Raw genomic sequence first — 14,598 nt, forward strand, 5'->3', positions numbered from 1 at the left:
GCGGCCGGGGTGACCAGGTGACCGGGTGGGCGAATCGGTGGCCGGGAGGGGGTGATTTCTTCACGCGCCGAAGGCCTGAAAGCTCACGGCACACTTCATGGGGGCGAAATGCACCCGTTCAGGTGAATCCTGATGGTTCTTTCGTGCAGGGCTGATTGTCGGCCGGATAGTAAAGGGGTGGCCGGAGTCCCGAGTTCGGATCGGGCCGGTAAATGCGGTGACCGATCATTCATCAATTCCTTTTGTGCCACCCGGCAAGGTGTGGCCAAAAGAAAGGTGGCGGGACTGTGCGTGCAGAGGCGATCAATCGGGTCAGGCTTGTCTTCTCCCTGTTCGACGCCAATGGCAATGGCGCTATCGAAGCCGACGACTTCGAAATCATGGCAAGCCGTGTCGTCGAGGCGGCACCCGATTCCGATAACGCCGCGAAGGACGCGATGCTGGCCGCCTTCCGGCGGTACTGGTCGACCTTGGGCGCTGAACTGGACGCCGACGGCGACGGCAGGATCACCTTCGACGAGTACGCCGCCTGCGTACTGTCACCCGAGCGCTTCGACCTGACGATCAGCGACTTCGCCGAGTCGCTCGCCGCGCTCGGCGACCCGGACGGGGACGGACTCATCGAGCGGCCCCTCTTCATGGCGCTGATGACAGCGATCGGTTTCGGGCGCCCGAACATCGACGCTCTGTTCGACGCCTTCGAACCCTCGGAATCCGATCGGATCGAGGTGGCGGCCTGGGTCGTCGGAATCAAGGACTACTACAGCCCGGATAAGGCGGGTATTCCCGGTGACCACCTCGTTGGGAGCGCGACAGTCTGAAACGCGGGCCCCTCAGTCAAAGGAGTCCGGTGGATCACCGCGCCGCACTCGTCCGGAATCGGCTCCTCAGGACCTGGCATTCGCATTTCTCGCTGTTCGTGGTCTCAACGCGTCTCAAGGAGGGCATGTGGCCGGCGCGGCGCATCGGAACACCGGGGTGGAAGGCGTGGACGGGGGCGTCGGCCTGACCGCTCTCCTGGTCGCCGCGGCACGGGCGATCGAGACCAACCGCCACGACCCCCTGGCACGGGACGTCTACGCGGAGCACTTCGTGCTCGCCGCACCGGCGTCCGCGGGCTGGCCGGTCCGCATGCAACAGGTTCCGGACGGGGAGGCGAACCCGCTGTGGGGGCGATTCGCACGCTACTTCGGCCTGCGGACGAGGGTCTTCGACGACTTCCTCCTGCGGTCGGTGCGCGAGGACGCCCGCCAAGTGGTGCTGCTCGGGGCCGGGTTGGATTCGAGGGCGTTCCGACTCGACTGGCCTCCGGACTGCGTGATCTTCGAGATCGACAGGGAAGGCGTGCTGGCGTTCAAGCACGAGGTGCTCGACGGGCTGTCGGCCGCCCCGAAAGCGGCGCGCGTACCGATCCCGGTCGATCTGCGCGCCGACTGGGTCGGAGCGCTGACCGACGCCGGCTTCGACACGGCCGCACCGAGTGTCTGGCTGGCCGAGGGGCTGCTGTTCTACTTGCCCAACACTGCCGAGACCTACCTCATCGACACGGTGGACCGGTTGAGTGCGGGAGGAAGCACGCTGACGTTCGAAGTCAAACTCGACAAGGACTTGCTGGAATACCGCGACAGCCCGCTCTACACCTCGACGACACAGCAGATCGGCATCGACCTGCTCGCGCTGTTCGACAGAGAGCCACGGCCCGACTCCGCCAGCAATCTGGCGGGCAAGGGCTGGTCCACAACGGTCCACACTCCCTTCGACTTCACTCGCCACCACGGGCGCGGCCCACTGCCCGAGCAGAACGACGCCCTGGCGGGCAATCGGTGGGTGTTCGCGAACAAGCCCCGCATGTGACCCCGCCCCCAGGAGGCGCCCCGGTGCGCCTCCTGGGCCCTTCCCCTACGGAACCAGGACCGGCTTGACCACGCGGCCCGCGTCGCAGTCTCGCTCGGCCTCGTTGATGTCGACGAGCGGGTACTTCCGGATCAGTTGATCGAAGGGGAACCGTCCGGCCTGCCACAGCCCGGTCAGCCTCGGGATCAACAGCCGCGGCACCGCGTCCCCCTCGCAGATGTGGGAAATCCTCCGGCCCCGGTCGAGTGCCCCCGGTTCGAGCGGCAGTGCGGTGCGGAGCCGTGCCACCAGCCCGAGATGGCCGGTCGGGCGCAGGGCCCGGAGTGCGTCGTTGATCAGCGGGGCGGAGCCCGTGGTGTCCAGCGCGTACTGTGCGCCGCCGTCGGTCCGGACCTGGATGCGGTCGGCCAGCCCGGCCGATCCGGCGCGCAGCGGGATCGCGCCGAACCACTCGGCGAGGGCCAGCCGTTCGGGGAATCGGTCGACGGCCACGGTCACCGCCCCGGCGGCGGTGGCCGCCATCACCGCGGCCAGACCCACCGCTCCCGCACCGAAGACCGCGAGGGTGTCGCCGGGACCGACACCGAAGGAGTTGAGGACTGCTCCGGCGCCGGTGAGGAAGCCGCAGCCGAGCGGTCCGAGCAGTTCGAGGGGCAGCGAGGGGTCGACCCGTACGGCATTGCGGGCCGGGACCATCGCGTACTCGGCGAACGACGACTGGCCGAACCACCGCGGGGCCAGTTCGCCCCCGGCGGCGTCCCTGAACCGCGCCGCGTGCTCCGTGCGCCCTCCGAAGAGGTTGAGCGAGGCGAATGAGTCGCAGTAGGCGGGGGCCGCGCCCATGCAGGTCCGGCAGTGTCCGCAGGAGTCGAAGCCCAGCACGACATGGTCGCCGATGCTCAGGCCGGTGTCAGGGCCGCCCGTCTCCACCACCACCCCGGCACCCTCGTGGCCGAGCACTGCCGGCAGCGGTGAGCGACCCGCTGAGTGCCGGACCGCGAGATCGGTCCGGCACATTCCGCAGCCCGCGATCCTGACCAGGATCTCGCCCTCGGCCGGGCCGGCGTTCAGGATCACCTCCTCGACTGCGAACGGGCTCTCGTACGAGCGCAGTACCGCCGCGTCGAACCGCATCGTCACGCCTCCTGCGGACGATGCACGACGAACGGCCTGAGGTTCCCGTAGAGTCCCCACGGCCCGCCCGCGATGCCGACCCCGCTCTCCTTGATGCCCGCGAAGGGCTGGGCGAGGGAAAGTTCGGCGTGGTGGTTGATCCACGCCGTCCCGCACTCCAGCCGGTCGGCCACCGCCTCGGCCCGGTCGAGGTCGGTCCCCCATACCGACCCGCCCAGCCCGAACCCGGTGTCGTTGGCCGCCTCGACGGCTTCGTCGAGGCTTGTGTACGGGAGCACCGGCAGGACCGGACCGAACTGCTCCTCCGTCACCACCGGGCTGTCGGGCGGGACATCGGCCAGGACCGTCGGGGCGAAGAAGTAGCCGGGCCGGTCCAGGCGGTGGCCGCCGGAGACGGCTCGGCCGCCGTCCGCCAGGGCCTGGGCCGTGCAGCGCTCGACCCGGGCCAGTTGGGGGGCGTTGTTGACCGGTCCCAGCTGTGTGTCCGGGGCGAGCCCGGCTCCCACGACGACGGTCTTCGCGTGCTGCGCGAGGGCCTCGACCACGCGGGAGTAGAGCCGGGCCGGGGCGTAGACGCGCTTGACCGCCATGCAGACCTGCCCGCAGTTGCGGAACGCCGCCCAGAACAGCCGTTCCGCGATCCGCTCCACATCCACGTCGTCCAGCAGGATCGCGGCGTCGTTGCCGCCCAGTTCCAGCGTGACCCGGGCGAGCGAGGCCGCCGCGCCCTCGGCGACGGCCCGCCCGGTGGGAATCGAACCCGTGAAGGTCACATGACGGATTCCCGGATGGGACGCGAGGCGGGCGCCGAGGGGTTCGCGACCGGTGACGATCGTCAGTACGCCCTCGGGGAGGGCGCTGGAGACTACGGATGCCAGCAGCCGGGTGGCGAGGGGCGTGAACGGGGACGGCTTGAGCACCACCGTGTTGCCTGCGGCGAGCGCGGGCGCGAACTTCGCCGACGCGAGCTGGAGGGGAAAGTTCCACGGGACGATAGCGGCGACCGGCCCGAGCGGCTGCCAGCGGATCTCGCTGCGTACCGGCCGGCCGTCCGTGATCGGCCGGGGCCCGGGGGCCGGCTCGGCGAAGTAGCGCAGACGGGCCGCCGTGCGGGCGATCTCCGCGTACGACTCGGCCAGGGGCTTGCCCTGTTCACGGGTGAGCAGCGGAGCGATTCCGGCCCCGGCGGCCTCCACGGCGTCGGCTGCCGCGAGCAGTGCGGTGGCGCGCGCGACGGTGTCGGCCCGCCAGCTTCGCCAGGCCTCGTGGGCCCGTCCGACGACGCCGTCCAACTCGTCCGGCTGCTGGTCGGGGGAGTCGTCGAAGGCCTCGCCCGTCGCCGGATCGACGACGGTGAAGCGCCCGCCGCGGATGCCGGGCGCGCGACGGTTCTGACAATTCGGCATCCCGGCGGTCAGCTCGTCGCGGTGGCAGCGGCGTGCTCCCGGGCATGGCGGTCCATCTCTGCCCGGAAGGCGGCCACCAACTGCGGCCGAATCCTTCTGGTGTTGCGGTCGCCTCCCTCGCAGACCGCCCCGCGCACCCCCACGATGTCGGTGCCGATACGGGTCAGCGCGCCGAGGTCCACCGCCTTGACGCTGCCCGCGAGGGCGGCGAGCAGACCGGCCTCGTGAGCCAGGCGGACGAACTCCGCGCAGACGTCCGGCGGAACGTGGTCGAACAGCCGTGTCCCGTCCTTGACCGCGGTGTCGAGCATGGCCGCGTCGGAGCCGGAGCGGCGGGCGATGTCGGGCAGCGCGAGCGGGTTGACGCAGCCGACCCGGTGGGCGTCGGCATACCCGGAGGCGACGACGAACGCGTCCGGCCGATAGTCCTTCACCGCCCGGACGACCCCTCGCATGACGTCCACGGCCTGCTCGGGTGTCGTGCATCCGTAGAGGCCGACCTTGATGTACGTGGCTCCGGAGACAGCCGCACCGAGTGCCGCCTGGGCCACCGTGCCGGGCTTGTACGGTACGTCGCCCACGGTGGCGGACACCGGTTTGTCCGCCGGCACCGCGTCGCGGATCTCCCTGATGACCCACGGGAAGTTCGCGCCGAGTGACCCCTCATCGGGCTTCTTTACATCGACGATGTCGAGGTGCTCCGCCGCCTTCGCGCAGTCGAGGGCCTCCTCGACGCCGTCCGGGGAGATGAGAAGCAACAATGTGGATTCCTTCCACCGCAGGCCCGCCTGCCGAGGGGCGGGCGAGCGGAGCCGCTTGGATCACTTGCCGTCCGCTCATCATGGCTGCGGGCCGTGGTCACCGGCAGGGCGTGCGGAGTCAGAACGGGTCACTGCCCCGACCTGTCCACGCGCCGCAGTCCGCCGTCCACGCCGGTCCGAACCACTGTGCGAAGGTGTGCCCGCTGTCGCAAGGGCTGTCCCGCACATGGCCTTCGACACTCACTGCGGCTGTCCCATGACCGTGCGGGCCGTGTCAAGGAAGGCCAGTCTGTTGTCCTTCAAGTAGTCGTGCACGGCCGGCGGAAACTGGATACGGATCAGCCGCTCCGCGACCCAGAGTCTGTTCATGGAGTCCCGGGTCGCGAGGAACCAAGGGGTTGTGTCGTCCCATTCGTGCGGCCGGTCGAAAGCCGCGCGCTCCGCCTCGGAGCCCACCTCGACGAACCGTTCGAGAAGCGCGAGCCGCTCAGCACGCCGGGCCTCAGACAGCTCGATCCGCTGCCGCCGCTGCTCCGTCCGATTCAGGGATGTGCGGGCACGCCTGGGTGAACAGTTGGACGACGGTCCGGACGGTCGGTACGGCTTCCGGCCCGAGTGGATCGATGCCTGCTTCCTTCGCTGGGGGTGATCCGCTCGCGAACGGGCTCCAGCCGCATGCGGTCGCGGAAGTCTTCGTCGTCGATGAGTTCATTGAGCTCCACCCGCGCGCGGACCTGTGCGGGGGAGGGGGCATCGGCGTGGACCGCTGCGACTTCTGCCGCCGAGACCTTGCGGTCCAGCACCCGCGGGATGGTGGCGCGTCCAACAGCCACGGATGTTGACACCTCGGCCTGTGGGTCAACCGAGGTGTCGGCCTGCGGGTCAGAGTGATTCGATCCAGGACGCGAAGTCCTCGGACTCGACTTCGAAGTCTTCAGGACCCAGATCGCCCAGGTCCGAGGAGAGCACAGCGGAGCCCGGATCGTCTGCGCGCAGGAGAAACCCGCGGCCTCCACTGTTGTCGCCGATGAGGACGAAACCCGGTGCGTACTGGGCGACTTCGTAGGTGGTGTTGCGTTCGCCGATGCACCCGGCCGAGTAGACGCTCACACCGGCATCAGTCAGCAGGCCGTCCGTCACGTTCCACAGCGCGACCAGCGGAGCCGGGAGGCTCAGCGCAGTCTCGGCCCGAGCTCGCGCCACATCAGCCGACGTGGCAGCCGTCGGCCTGGAGACCGGATCCGGCATGTCGATGTCACTCCTCCGCTCCGCAGGACTCACAGCCCCGGCAACCCGAATCGGCCTCGGCTGCCATGACCAACACGGGAACGGACACTGCACCAGGCCGGCTCGGTACCCACGACGGTGTCCGCGGTTCGTCCATCTGGCGCAGTTCGGCCGGCCGCGGCCGATCGTTGGTCAGGCATGACAGGACACGAGCATGACGACTCCGTCGGGGACCGCGCGTCCACGCTCTACGAGGACGCGCGCGGACTTCGCTGGGTTCTCGCGAGCGGGGAGGCAGCCTTCATGAACCGTATGGGGATCGGGTTCGACTGTGACCCCGGCCCTACTCCCGCCGCCGCCGCTTATGCGGCCCCGTCCGGCCCGGAACAGTCATCGACCGGCAGATGACCCGCCCGAACCACAAGGCCTGTGCCCTTCCCCGCTTCACTCGTTTGGGTCACCGGAGCTGGGAAGAGTGAACGGCGCCCCGCTGGAAGCGGACGGATTCGTTCGGCGGCTTTCTGCCACGGAGTGAAGCGCAGCACGGCCGGTGATACCGACAGCCCCGGTCTGCGCCCATTGCGACGCGGAGCGTGAACTGGAGGAACTGCGGCTGCAGGTCGAAGATCTGGAACGGTGCCAGGCAGAAGCCGTCCGTCCCTGTGATGGGGTGCGCTGCCCCTTGCCGTCGCTGCCGTCGCTGCCGTCGTCCTGCCGGCTTACCATTCCGCGAATTCCTTCACACGGGCCGGAACGAGGTGGACCGCCGGCCGTTCCACGCACGGGCCCCTCCTCCGCTGAATCGCCGCTGAGCGGGGGCGCGCACCAGGCGGATGCCCGAGCCACCAGCGCCAGGAGTCACCGCGTGCGTGAGATGCGCACGGTTCGGGCGGCTGTGATGATTGACGGTATGCCGCCGGGCCAGGGCCCGGGCGGCCTGTGAGGAGGTTGTGCCATGACCGGGCGTACAGCGAGCACACCGGAGCAGCAACTGTCCCCACAAGAACGCGCCGCTCGCGGCAAGGCGGCGCGGACCCGCGCACCACGCTCCAGCCACGGTGACTTCGCGCCGTCCGAGCTGCGAGCAAACCCGGTGGACACCATCGAGAAGCAGTCGGCCACCCGGCTCAAGGAACTGGTTCCGATCCGCTACGGACGGATGTCAGAGTCTCCGTTCCGCTTCTTCCGCGGTGCCGCCGCGATCATGGCCGGTGACCTGGCCACCACTCCGGATGCGGGCCTGCGGGTCCAACTGTGCGGCGACGCGCACATGCTCAACTTCCGGCTGCTGGCATCACCCGAACGCAGCCTGCTCTTCGACATCAACGACTTCGACGAAACCCTGCCCGGACCATGGGAGTGGGACCTCAAGCGGCTGGCCACCAGCCTGGCCATCGCCGGACGGGCGAACGGCTTCACCGACGCCGAGCGCACAACGATCGTCCGGTCCGCCGTGCGGTCCTACCGTGAGCGGATGCGCACCCTCGCCGGCATGCGCAACCTCGACGTGTGGTACGCGAAGACCGATTTTGAACAGCTGCGGGCCCTGGCATCCGACCGCCTGCCGCGGCGGGAAAGCAAGCGGGTGTCCGCCGCCATGGCCAAGGCGCGCACACGCGACAGCCTCCAGGCGTTCGAGAAGCTGACCGAGGTCGTCGACGGGAAACGGCGGATCGCATCCTCACCGCCCACCGTCGAGCGGGCCGCCGACCTGCTGCCTGATCTCGAACGAACCCAGATGGAGGACATGATCCGCGGTCTGGTGGACCGTTACGGGAGAAGCCTTTCTGCCGACCGGGAGCATTTGCTGCGGCAGTTCACCATGGTCGACATGGCACGCAAAGTGGTCGGTGTCGGGAGCGTCGGCACACGCTGCTGGATCATCCTGCTGCTCGGTCGGGACGGCGGGGATCCGCTGTTCCTGCAGGCCAAAGAGGCCGATGAGTCGGTACTCGCCGCGTACGCCGGCGCGAGCGAATACCCCACCCAGGGGCAGCGGGTCGTCGCGGGACAGCGGCTGATGCAAGCGGCCAGTGACATCTTTCTCGGTTGGGAGCGTGTCCATGCACCCGACGGTCAGGAACGGGACTTCTACGTCCGGCAGCTGCGTGACTGGAAGGGCATCGCCGACCCCTCGCGCCAGGGGCCGCGCACGATGGAGGCATTCGGCGAGGTTTGCGGCGCGACGCTCGCCAGGGCGCATGCCCGGTCCGGTGACCGGATCGCCATCGCCGCCTACCTCGGTCGCGCCGACGTCTTCGACCAAGCTGTGGCGCGGTTCGCCGAGAGCTACGCCGACCAGAACGAACGCGACCACCAGGCGTTGCTCGACTCGGTCAGGGCGGGCCGGGTGAGTGCCCAGGCAGAGTGAGGCGCTGCGGCACTCGCCAAGCAGGGCTCGAGGCACGCTCGATCGAGATGTGCGGTACTGCGGATTCAAGATTCAGGGCTCCCGTCGCGAGTCCGCCTGTGGGAACGTGCGGTTGATGCCGAAGGCCTCGATCGCCCGCAGACGCGAGTGGGCCGAGCGAGTGATCGCGTACACCTGCCATCCGGCCACCGCCGCGAACACGACGAAACCCAGCACGAACCAGCCGGAGTGGGACGCGTCGAGCGGAAGGGCTTCAGACGGTTGTCGGGGCCGGGTGGGTCGGCGGCTCCGCAGATTTTGACGCCGCGGCACTCCGCCCGGAGCGCACCAGTTCTCCGACGACGAAGGACACCACGGAACTGACGATGATCAGCGCGACTTGACCAGGGGCCTCCGTGCCCAGCAGCAGGACCGCCAGAATCGTTCCTGTGACGGGAAGCCGCATCACCGCTGCGGTTGCGGCGGCGAGCCCGACTGCCAGCCCGGACGTCACGCCGAAACCTGGGAAGCCGGAACAGGCGGTGGCCAGTGCCGAGCCGAGCAGCAGGGCCGGGAATACCGCGCCGCCACGCAGCGCCGCCAGTGAGACCGTCCAGGCCAGTCCCTTGAAGAGGAACAGCCAGATCAGCGCCGAAACAGGCCACGCGTGCGGATCGGCGGCCAGCTCGGCCAGCGTGGCCTGACCCGACAGAGCGGCCTCTCCCGGACTGCGGCCCGTCACCAGCCCGTACGAGGCCAGCAGCACTCCCACCACGACCGCGCAGAGGACAATCCGCATCGCCGTACGTTGCATGACCCAGTCGGCCAGTTTGCTTCCGAACGTCATGGCGGCGACCACGACGCAGGCGATCACCGCGGCCAGGGGCACCCCCCACAGGAAGTCCCCCACCCCTGGCGTCTCGCTCGGCGGTACCGAGGGCAGCGCCAGTCCGCCCGTATCCAGGCCGGTAAGGGCCCCGAAACCGGTGAAGACCAGGGCGCCGACGCCAGCGGCCAGGAGGCACGGCAGGATCAACGCGAAGAGGCTGGGTCCGCCGATCCCGGCCAGTTCGATGATCAGAACGGCGGCGACGATTGGGCTACCGAAGACAGTGGCAACCGCTGCTGCCGAACCGGTGGCAGCCAGCACGGCGACCAGGCGCGGGGAATCAGCCCGCCGGGCGGAGCGGACGGTCATGAGCGCGAGTCCGGCCCCCATCGCCGTGAGCGGAGCCTCCGGGCCCAGGACCGCGCCCAGAGCCAAGCTGGCCAGACCGGCCACGACGATCCCCGGCACCGCCGAGGGAGCAGGCGGTCCAGCCACCATGCCCTGCGCGGGGATGTGGCCCCCGTTGCCCGGCAGACGGGTAACCACCCAGGCCACCGCCGGTCCGGCGACAGCCAGTAGCGGGAGCGGCCACCACCAGGGAGGGTCGGCATAACCCAGTTGGTGCGGCAGGTGCTCCCACAACCCGTTCTGTGCGGCGTGTTCCAACGTCAGAAAGCCGAACGCCAGCAGCGACAGAGGCACCCCCAACAGCGTCGCCAGCACCAGCAGCTTTCGATATCCCGAATCCCGCAGCACCTGGCTGAGTTCGCGTGTCTCGGTGGGCTCCGAAGCCTGCTGCTCCATCGTTCCCGTCCCCATCTCCTCGGCCGGCCGGTGGGCACGGCGCCTCTGGGATCAGATTCACCCAGGCAGACGTCTTCGGCATCCCCGGCGCAGTAGCCCCGCCGGTCAGCGGCTGTGCCGGGTACCGGCACAGCCTTGATCCCGCCGGATCCCGAAGCCATTCGGGGAGACGTCAGGCCGGCGCTGTCCGGGAATCACCCACCCTGTCCGGGTGCGGTCCCGCTCCTGCCCCCGCTCCCGAGAGAGAGGCATCGCAGGAGTTGAGGGGAACATTCTGGGGTGGCACCCGATGCGCAGTGAGTTCCGGATATCAGGCACTCTGTCCACTACTTGTCGTCAGGTGCGTCAGAGCCGCCGACCCGTTTCGGCAGGGCACCTTTTGCCGTCAGCCCTCTGACGGGCAGGTCCTCGAACTCGTACTCCTGCTCCGGCTGCTTCTCTCCTTGCGAGTACCGCCCGTAGCGCTGTGCGAGAGGGGTGGAACTGACGCCGTGCGCCACGACACTGAGCAGCACCGTGCAGACCACGACGGGCACCACCCCGCGAGCGATGGGCGGGGCCAGTTCCTCGACTGCCAGCAGGGCGAAGATGACCGAGGCCAGCCCTCGGGGACCGAACCAGCCGACAAACAGCACGGTGGAGCGATCCAGGCCGCTGCCCGTCAGGGCCAGGGCCACCGGCACCATCCTGACCACTGTCAGGCTCACCACCGCGTACAGCCACACCTGCCAGGACAGATGGTGGAAGGCCTCGGGCAGCACGACGGCACCGAACAAGAGCCACACCAGCAGCGACAGCACGGAAGCGGACTGTTCGGCGAAGGCAAGCTGCCATTGCGGCGCCCCCTGCCTGTACGCCGCTCCGAACGCCAGGCCGCTGACGAACGCGGCCACGAATCCGTTTCCGCCGAACCCGATAGCCGACGTATAGCTGAGCAGGGCCAGCGCGAGCACGGCCGCACCGGCGAAGTCCTCGGCCGCCCAGCCCCGGTGCAGCGCCCAGTTCAGCAGTCGGCCCGCGACCAGCCCCAGGGCGCCGCCGTACGCCAGGCCGATCAGCAGTTCCACCAGCGCGCCGCCCGCCCCTCCATGGCCGCCTCCGCCCTCCGCGGCGGCGATGCCGGCAAGGGACAGCACCACGATGGGGGTGGCGATACCGTCGTTGAGGCCGCTCTCCACGTTGATCGCCCTGCGAATCCGCCCTGGTACCACCGGATTCGACATCATCGAGGCGCCCAGCGCCGCGTCCGTCGGCGCCAGCGCTGCGCCGACGTAGAGTGCGGCCCAACCGGAGACGCCCGGGAGCAGGACGTCGGCCATCAACATCCCAAGGCCGATGCACAGCGGCAGGCCGACCGCCAGCAGACGGGCGTACAGACGCAGGTCTGCCTGCACCGAAGGGATTGACAGGCGCGCTGCGTCGGTGAAGAGCACCCAGGTGAGCGTGATCTCAGCCAGTGCCTTGACAGTCTCCGGGGAGGGCGTCAGGTTCACCGAACCGATTCCCTCGTGCATCACCAGGCCGAGCAGTACGAAGACGACTGGCGCGGTGAGTTCTGCCTTTGCCACCCGCTGCGAACACAGCCCCCACAAGAACAGTGCCAGCAGGATCAGCGAAAACGTTGCTTCCATACCGTCCCATCGTCCCGCTGCGGCCCGGTCTGCCTCGTCAGGGGGAGTGGCCGGTAGCCGGAGACTCCCGCGAATCGCGATCCTGACCGTAGGGCTCCTGGGTCCGGTCCCCGTGAAACCGCGCCGAACGCTTGGTAGAGATCACCCGAAGCCGTCGTGGAGCCCGGGTGGAAGGACATCAGGGCGATGACCGTTGGGTGAGCCGGCACCCCGCGTCCAGCGCATCGCCGTCCGCACGCTGCGGCAGGCGGCGTGCGGTTGCGGCGTGCGGCACCGGCCGCAGACCGGTAAGAGGATCGGCAGCGAAGCCACGGATGCCCAGCACATGCTGCGGGGCATCCGTGATCCACTCGCTGATCGCGATGAACGAGCGGGCCCCGGTCAGCTCGCCGAGACGGCCGCGCACAGCAACGCGGGGACCGGATATCGTAGACCTCGCGCATCGCGGGGATCGGCGACCCGGATCAGGAAAAGTCACAGGTCAGCGACATCGCTTGAGGTGAGGTCATCAACCGGGGAGCCCAGTTGCCTCAGTGCGGAAGAGATGGGCGGCTGTGTTCGGGCAGGCACGGTCTCGCTCGGTTCTCCTGGGTCTCGACAACCACATGATCACCAGTACCGTGCCTGCTCTGCTCTCCGGGGTCCCTTACCGGACAACGGACATGAGCCCACATCGCTCATGAGACCGGCGAACCGGACCAATCCCAATCGCGCAATGCCTCTGCCGCCGCCGGGTCCGTACATGGCCTGGAACCCCATCTGACCTCCGGCTGACATCGCGCCCGCCCATGGCAGGTCTACGCGTCGATCCAGCTACCGGCCCACCTCACCAGCTCTTGGTCGGCAAGGCTCGGGACCCACAGATCGGCGTGCTTCGCCTCCGGCGCCTCTGGGCGCGGCCCGATGCCGATGACCCGCAGGCCCGCCCGGCGGGCCGATTCCATGCCGGTGAACGAGTCCTCCACGGCCAGAGCCTCCTCGGGCGGTACACCGCAGAGGCGGGCGGCGACTCTGTACACGTCGGGCTCGGGCTTCGGCCGGATGTCTTCGCCGGCGACCACGACATGGCTGAAGGAGCTGAGGAGTCCGGCCCGGTGGAGGCATGATTCCACCATCTCCCGGGGGCAGTTGCTCGCCACCGCGAGGGGGAGGTGGCGAGCGGTAAGCCGGACCAGCGCGGCGGCGCCCGGCATGGTCACGGGGTTCTGGTCGACCAGTGCGGTGAAGGTGGTGAGGAGTGTGTCGGCCAGGTCGTCGCCGAGGTTGGGCTTTCCGGTCTCCTCGGCCATGAGCGCGCCGCACTCGCTGTAGTGCACGCCCTTGGCGCGGTCGGCGAACCCGGTCGGTGGTTTGAGGCCGAACAGCCGGAAGGTGATGTTCCGGGCCTCCTGCCAGTGCTGTTCCGTGTCCATCAGGGTTCCGTCGCAGTCGAAGACGATGGCGGACGGCGACCACAAAAGGATGTTTCGAGCTGTCATGTCATTGCCGATCTCGGAGGCTGCACCGGCCGGTTCGTTGCGCGGGCGCAGGCAGGACACACGAGGGTGCCGGGATGATGCGTGGTCCACTCGATGAAATGAGAGGGAACGAGCGATGTCGCACGGCTGTTGCGGCCGTGGGGCTATGACCGGGCGCGCTATGGAGGACGCGCGTCGTCGCTTTCGGCTGAAGCCGAAAACATCGTGGCCGTTACGTTAATTCGGCCCTGCTGATTTCCGCAATCACCAATTCGAGTGGACGGAAGCGTCCCGGCCGAAGGTGACCGGCGTCCGCGTGCGGGGTGACGAGTGAGGCCGTAGCACCCGTGAGGCCGTCAACATGCCTGGCAGGAGGTGCTGCGGCAGTGTTGTTCGGGCGGATTTGCCGCGCCCTGACGAACGATCCCGCTCTGCGGGGTGATGGATTGTGTGAATATTCCCCTGCCCGCGCGCAGGCGACGAATAATAAGATCTTCGCGCGATGCGACTGTGCCCTCCATGGGGAGGGTTCGAACTCTCCTGTCGTGGCGCTAGCACATTTGAGCGAAGGTGGAACTGAAGTGCAGGAAAGGGCGCGTGCGACCCGCAGAGTGCTGCTGGAATCAGCAGCACATCTATTTGTCGAACGGGGATATGCGGGAACGAGTGTCAATGACATAAGTGATCACTCGGGAAAGACCAGTGGGGCCATCTATTTCCATTACTACAGCAAGGAGAAGCTTGCGCTGGCAGTGGTGCGCGAGCAGTTCGCCACCTGGCCGCAACTCGCCGCCCTCTATGCCACGCCCGGCATTCCTCCGCTTGAGAAACTGGTCGTCCTCAGCTTCGGAGTCGCACGGTCCCTCAGTGAGGACGTCGTGGCCCGCGCGGGCGCGCGGCTGTGGGCGGAACGCCACGGCATCGAGGCCGCCCTGCCCACGCCGTTCAGTACCTGGGCGTCGGCTGCCACCAGGCTCCTGACTCAGGCCCGCATGAGAGGTGAACTCGCGGCAGGGGTCGAGCCGTCGGCCGCGGCTGTGACGCTCGTGTGCGCGTTCTTCGGTCTCTGTGTGCTGACCGATGATCTGCCGGGCGGGCGGGGCTGGAGGGAGCAGTTGGACCAGTGGTGGCTGCTGATACTGAAG

Annotated in this window: 15 protein-coding genes; 4 read left to right on the plus strand and 11 right to left on the minus strand. The window is 68.7% G+C overall.

Annotated elements, in window-relative coordinates:
* Positions 1–287: 287 nt before the first annotated feature.
* Both J1C73_RS07120 and J1C73_RS07125 read left to right on the plus strand, forming a co-directional pair.
* Positions 288–821, plus strand: coding sequence for an EF-hand domain-containing protein (locus tag J1C73_RS07120; RefSeq protein WP_207315592.1), 534 nt, complete (start codon positions 288–290; stop codon positions 819–821).
* A 127-nt stretch (positions 822–948) separates the two neighbouring features.
* Positions 949–1,854 carry a class I SAM-dependent methyltransferase gene (locus tag J1C73_RS07125; protein ID WP_207315593.1) on the plus strand — a complete coding sequence of 302 codons (906 nt, stop codon included), beginning with the start codon at positions 949–951 and terminating at the stop codon, positions 1,852–1,854.
* A gap of 45 nt (positions 1,855–1,899) precedes the next feature.
* On the opposite strand, the gene J1C73_RS07130 is transcribed toward J1C73_RS07125, so the two are convergent.
* The 6 genes from J1C73_RS07130 to J1C73_RS07155 all read right to left on the minus strand — a co-directional run bounded on the left by J1C73_RS07130 (position 1,900) and on the right by J1C73_RS07155 (position 6,403).
* Positions 1,900–2,988 carry an alcohol dehydrogenase catalytic domain-containing protein gene (locus J1C73_RS07130; protein ID WP_207315594.1) on the minus strand — a complete coding sequence of 363 codons (1,089 nt, stop codon included), beginning with the start codon at positions 2,986–2,988 and terminating at the stop codon, positions 1,900–1,902.
* 2 nt (positions 2,989–2,990) lie between these two features.
* The gene (locus tag J1C73_RS07135) at positions 2,991–4,394 is read right to left on the minus strand and encodes an aldehyde dehydrogenase family protein (protein ID WP_207315595.1); all 1,404 of its coding nucleotides are present in this window, start codon (positions 4,392–4,394) and stop codon (positions 2,991–2,993) included.
* Between the two features lie 8 nt (positions 4,395–4,402).
* On the minus strand, positions 4,403–5,155 hold the full coding sequence (locus J1C73_RS07140; RefSeq protein ID WP_207315596.1) for a (5-formylfuran-3-yl)methyl phosphate synthase: 753 nt from the start codon (positions 5,153–5,155) through the stop codon (positions 4,403–4,405).
* A 240-nt stretch (positions 5,156–5,395) separates the two neighbouring features.
* Positions 5,396–5,701 (minus strand): hypothetical protein, encoded by a 306-nt coding sequence (locus tag J1C73_RS07145; RefSeq protein WP_207315605.1) that lies wholly within the window; start codon positions 5,699–5,701, stop codon positions 5,396–5,398.
* Positions 5,698–5,958 (minus strand): hypothetical protein, encoded by a 261-nt coding sequence (locus J1C73_RS07150; protein ID WP_207315597.1) that lies wholly within the window; start codon positions 5,956–5,958, stop codon positions 5,698–5,700. The genes J1C73_RS07145 and J1C73_RS07150 overlap by 4 nt, the downstream gene beginning before the upstream one ends.
* 79 nt (positions 5,959–6,037) lie before the next feature.
* Positions 6,038–6,403, minus strand: a complete 366-nt coding sequence (locus J1C73_RS07155) for a hypothetical protein (protein WP_207315598.1) — start codon at positions 6,401–6,403, stop codon at positions 6,038–6,040.
* A 934-nt stretch (positions 6,404–7,337) separates the two neighbouring features.
* Between J1C73_RS07155 and J1C73_RS07160 the strand changes: the two genes are divergently transcribed.
* Positions 7,338–8,753 (plus strand): DUF2252 domain-containing protein, encoded by a 1,416-nt coding sequence (locus J1C73_RS07160; protein WP_207315599.1) that lies wholly within the window; start codon positions 7,338–7,340, stop codon positions 8,751–8,753.
* A gap of 72 nt (positions 8,754–8,825) precedes the next feature.
* On the opposite strand, the gene J1C73_RS07165 is transcribed toward J1C73_RS07160, so the two are convergent.
* The 5 genes from J1C73_RS07165 to J1C73_RS07185 form a co-directional block, all read right to left on the minus strand.
* A complete protein-coding gene (locus J1C73_RS07165) occupies positions 8,826–8,969 on the minus strand; it encodes a hypothetical protein (protein ID WP_207315600.1) in 144 nt (47 codons plus the stop codon).
* Between the two features lie 37 nt (positions 8,970–9,006).
* Positions 9,007–10,365 carry a chloride channel protein gene (locus tag J1C73_RS07170; protein WP_242643831.1) on the minus strand — a complete coding sequence of 453 codons (1,359 nt, stop codon included), beginning with the start codon at positions 10,363–10,365 and terminating at the stop codon, positions 9,007–9,009.
* A gap of 326 nt (positions 10,366–10,691) precedes the next feature.
* On the minus strand, positions 10,692–11,996 hold the full coding sequence (locus tag J1C73_RS07175) for a cation:proton antiporter (RefSeq protein WP_207315602.1): 1,305 nt from the start codon (positions 11,994–11,996) through the stop codon (positions 10,692–10,694).
* Between the two features lie 178 nt (positions 11,997–12,174).
* Entirely contained in the window at positions 12,175–12,402 is a 228-nt protein-coding gene (locus tag J1C73_RS07180; protein ID WP_207315603.1) for a hypothetical protein, read from the minus strand.
* 391 nt (positions 12,403–12,793) lie between these two features.
* Positions 12,794–13,474 carry an HAD family hydrolase gene (locus J1C73_RS07185; protein ID WP_123466384.1) on the minus strand — a complete coding sequence of 227 codons (681 nt, stop codon included), beginning with the start codon at positions 13,472–13,474 and terminating at the stop codon, positions 12,794–12,796.
* Positions 13,475–14,034: 560 nt separating this feature from the next.
* Here J1C73_RS07185 and J1C73_RS07190 point away from each other — a divergent pair.
* Positions 14,035–14,598: ScbR family autoregulator-binding transcription factor (locus J1C73_RS07190; protein ID WP_307797622.1), on the plus strand; the 564-nt coding region annotated here is incomplete at its 3' end.

Source organism: Streptomyces laculatispora, assembly GCF_017353455.1.
Lineage (GTDB): Bacteria > Actinomycetota > Actinomycetes > Streptomycetales > Streptomycetaceae > Streptomyces > Streptomyces laculatispora.

What these genes read in the sequence shown, in the direction of transcription:
- J1C73_RS07155 (WP_207315598.1), bottom strand. Translation starts at nt 6,403, where the DNA reads ATGCCGGATCCGGTCTCCAGGCCGACGGCTGCCACGTCGGCTGATGTG.
- J1C73_RS07170 (WP_242643831.1), bottom strand. Translation starts at nt 10,365, where the DNA reads ATGGAGCAGCAGGCTTCGGAGCCCACCGAGACACGCGAACTCAGCCAG.
- J1C73_RS07185 (WP_123466384.1), bottom strand. Translation starts at nt 13,474, where the DNA reads ATGACAGCTCGAAACATCCTTTTGTGGTCGCCGTCCGCCATCGTCTTC.
- J1C73_RS07160 (WP_207315599.1), top strand. Translation starts at nt 7,338, where the DNA reads ATGACCGGGCGTACAGCGAGCACACCGGAGCAGCAACTGTCCCCACAA.
- J1C73_RS07130 (WP_207315594.1), bottom strand. Translation starts at nt 2,988, where the DNA reads ATGCGGTTCGACGCGGCGGTACTGCGCTCGTACGAGAGCCCGTTCGCA.
- J1C73_RS07135 (WP_207315595.1), bottom strand. Translation starts at nt 4,394, where the DNA reads ATGCCGAATTGTCAGAACCGTCGCGCGCCCGGCATCCGCGGCGGGCGC.
- J1C73_RS07175 (WP_207315602.1), bottom strand. Translation starts at nt 11,996, where the DNA reads ATGGAAGCAACGTTTTCGCTGATCCTGCTGGCACTGTTCTTGTGGGGG.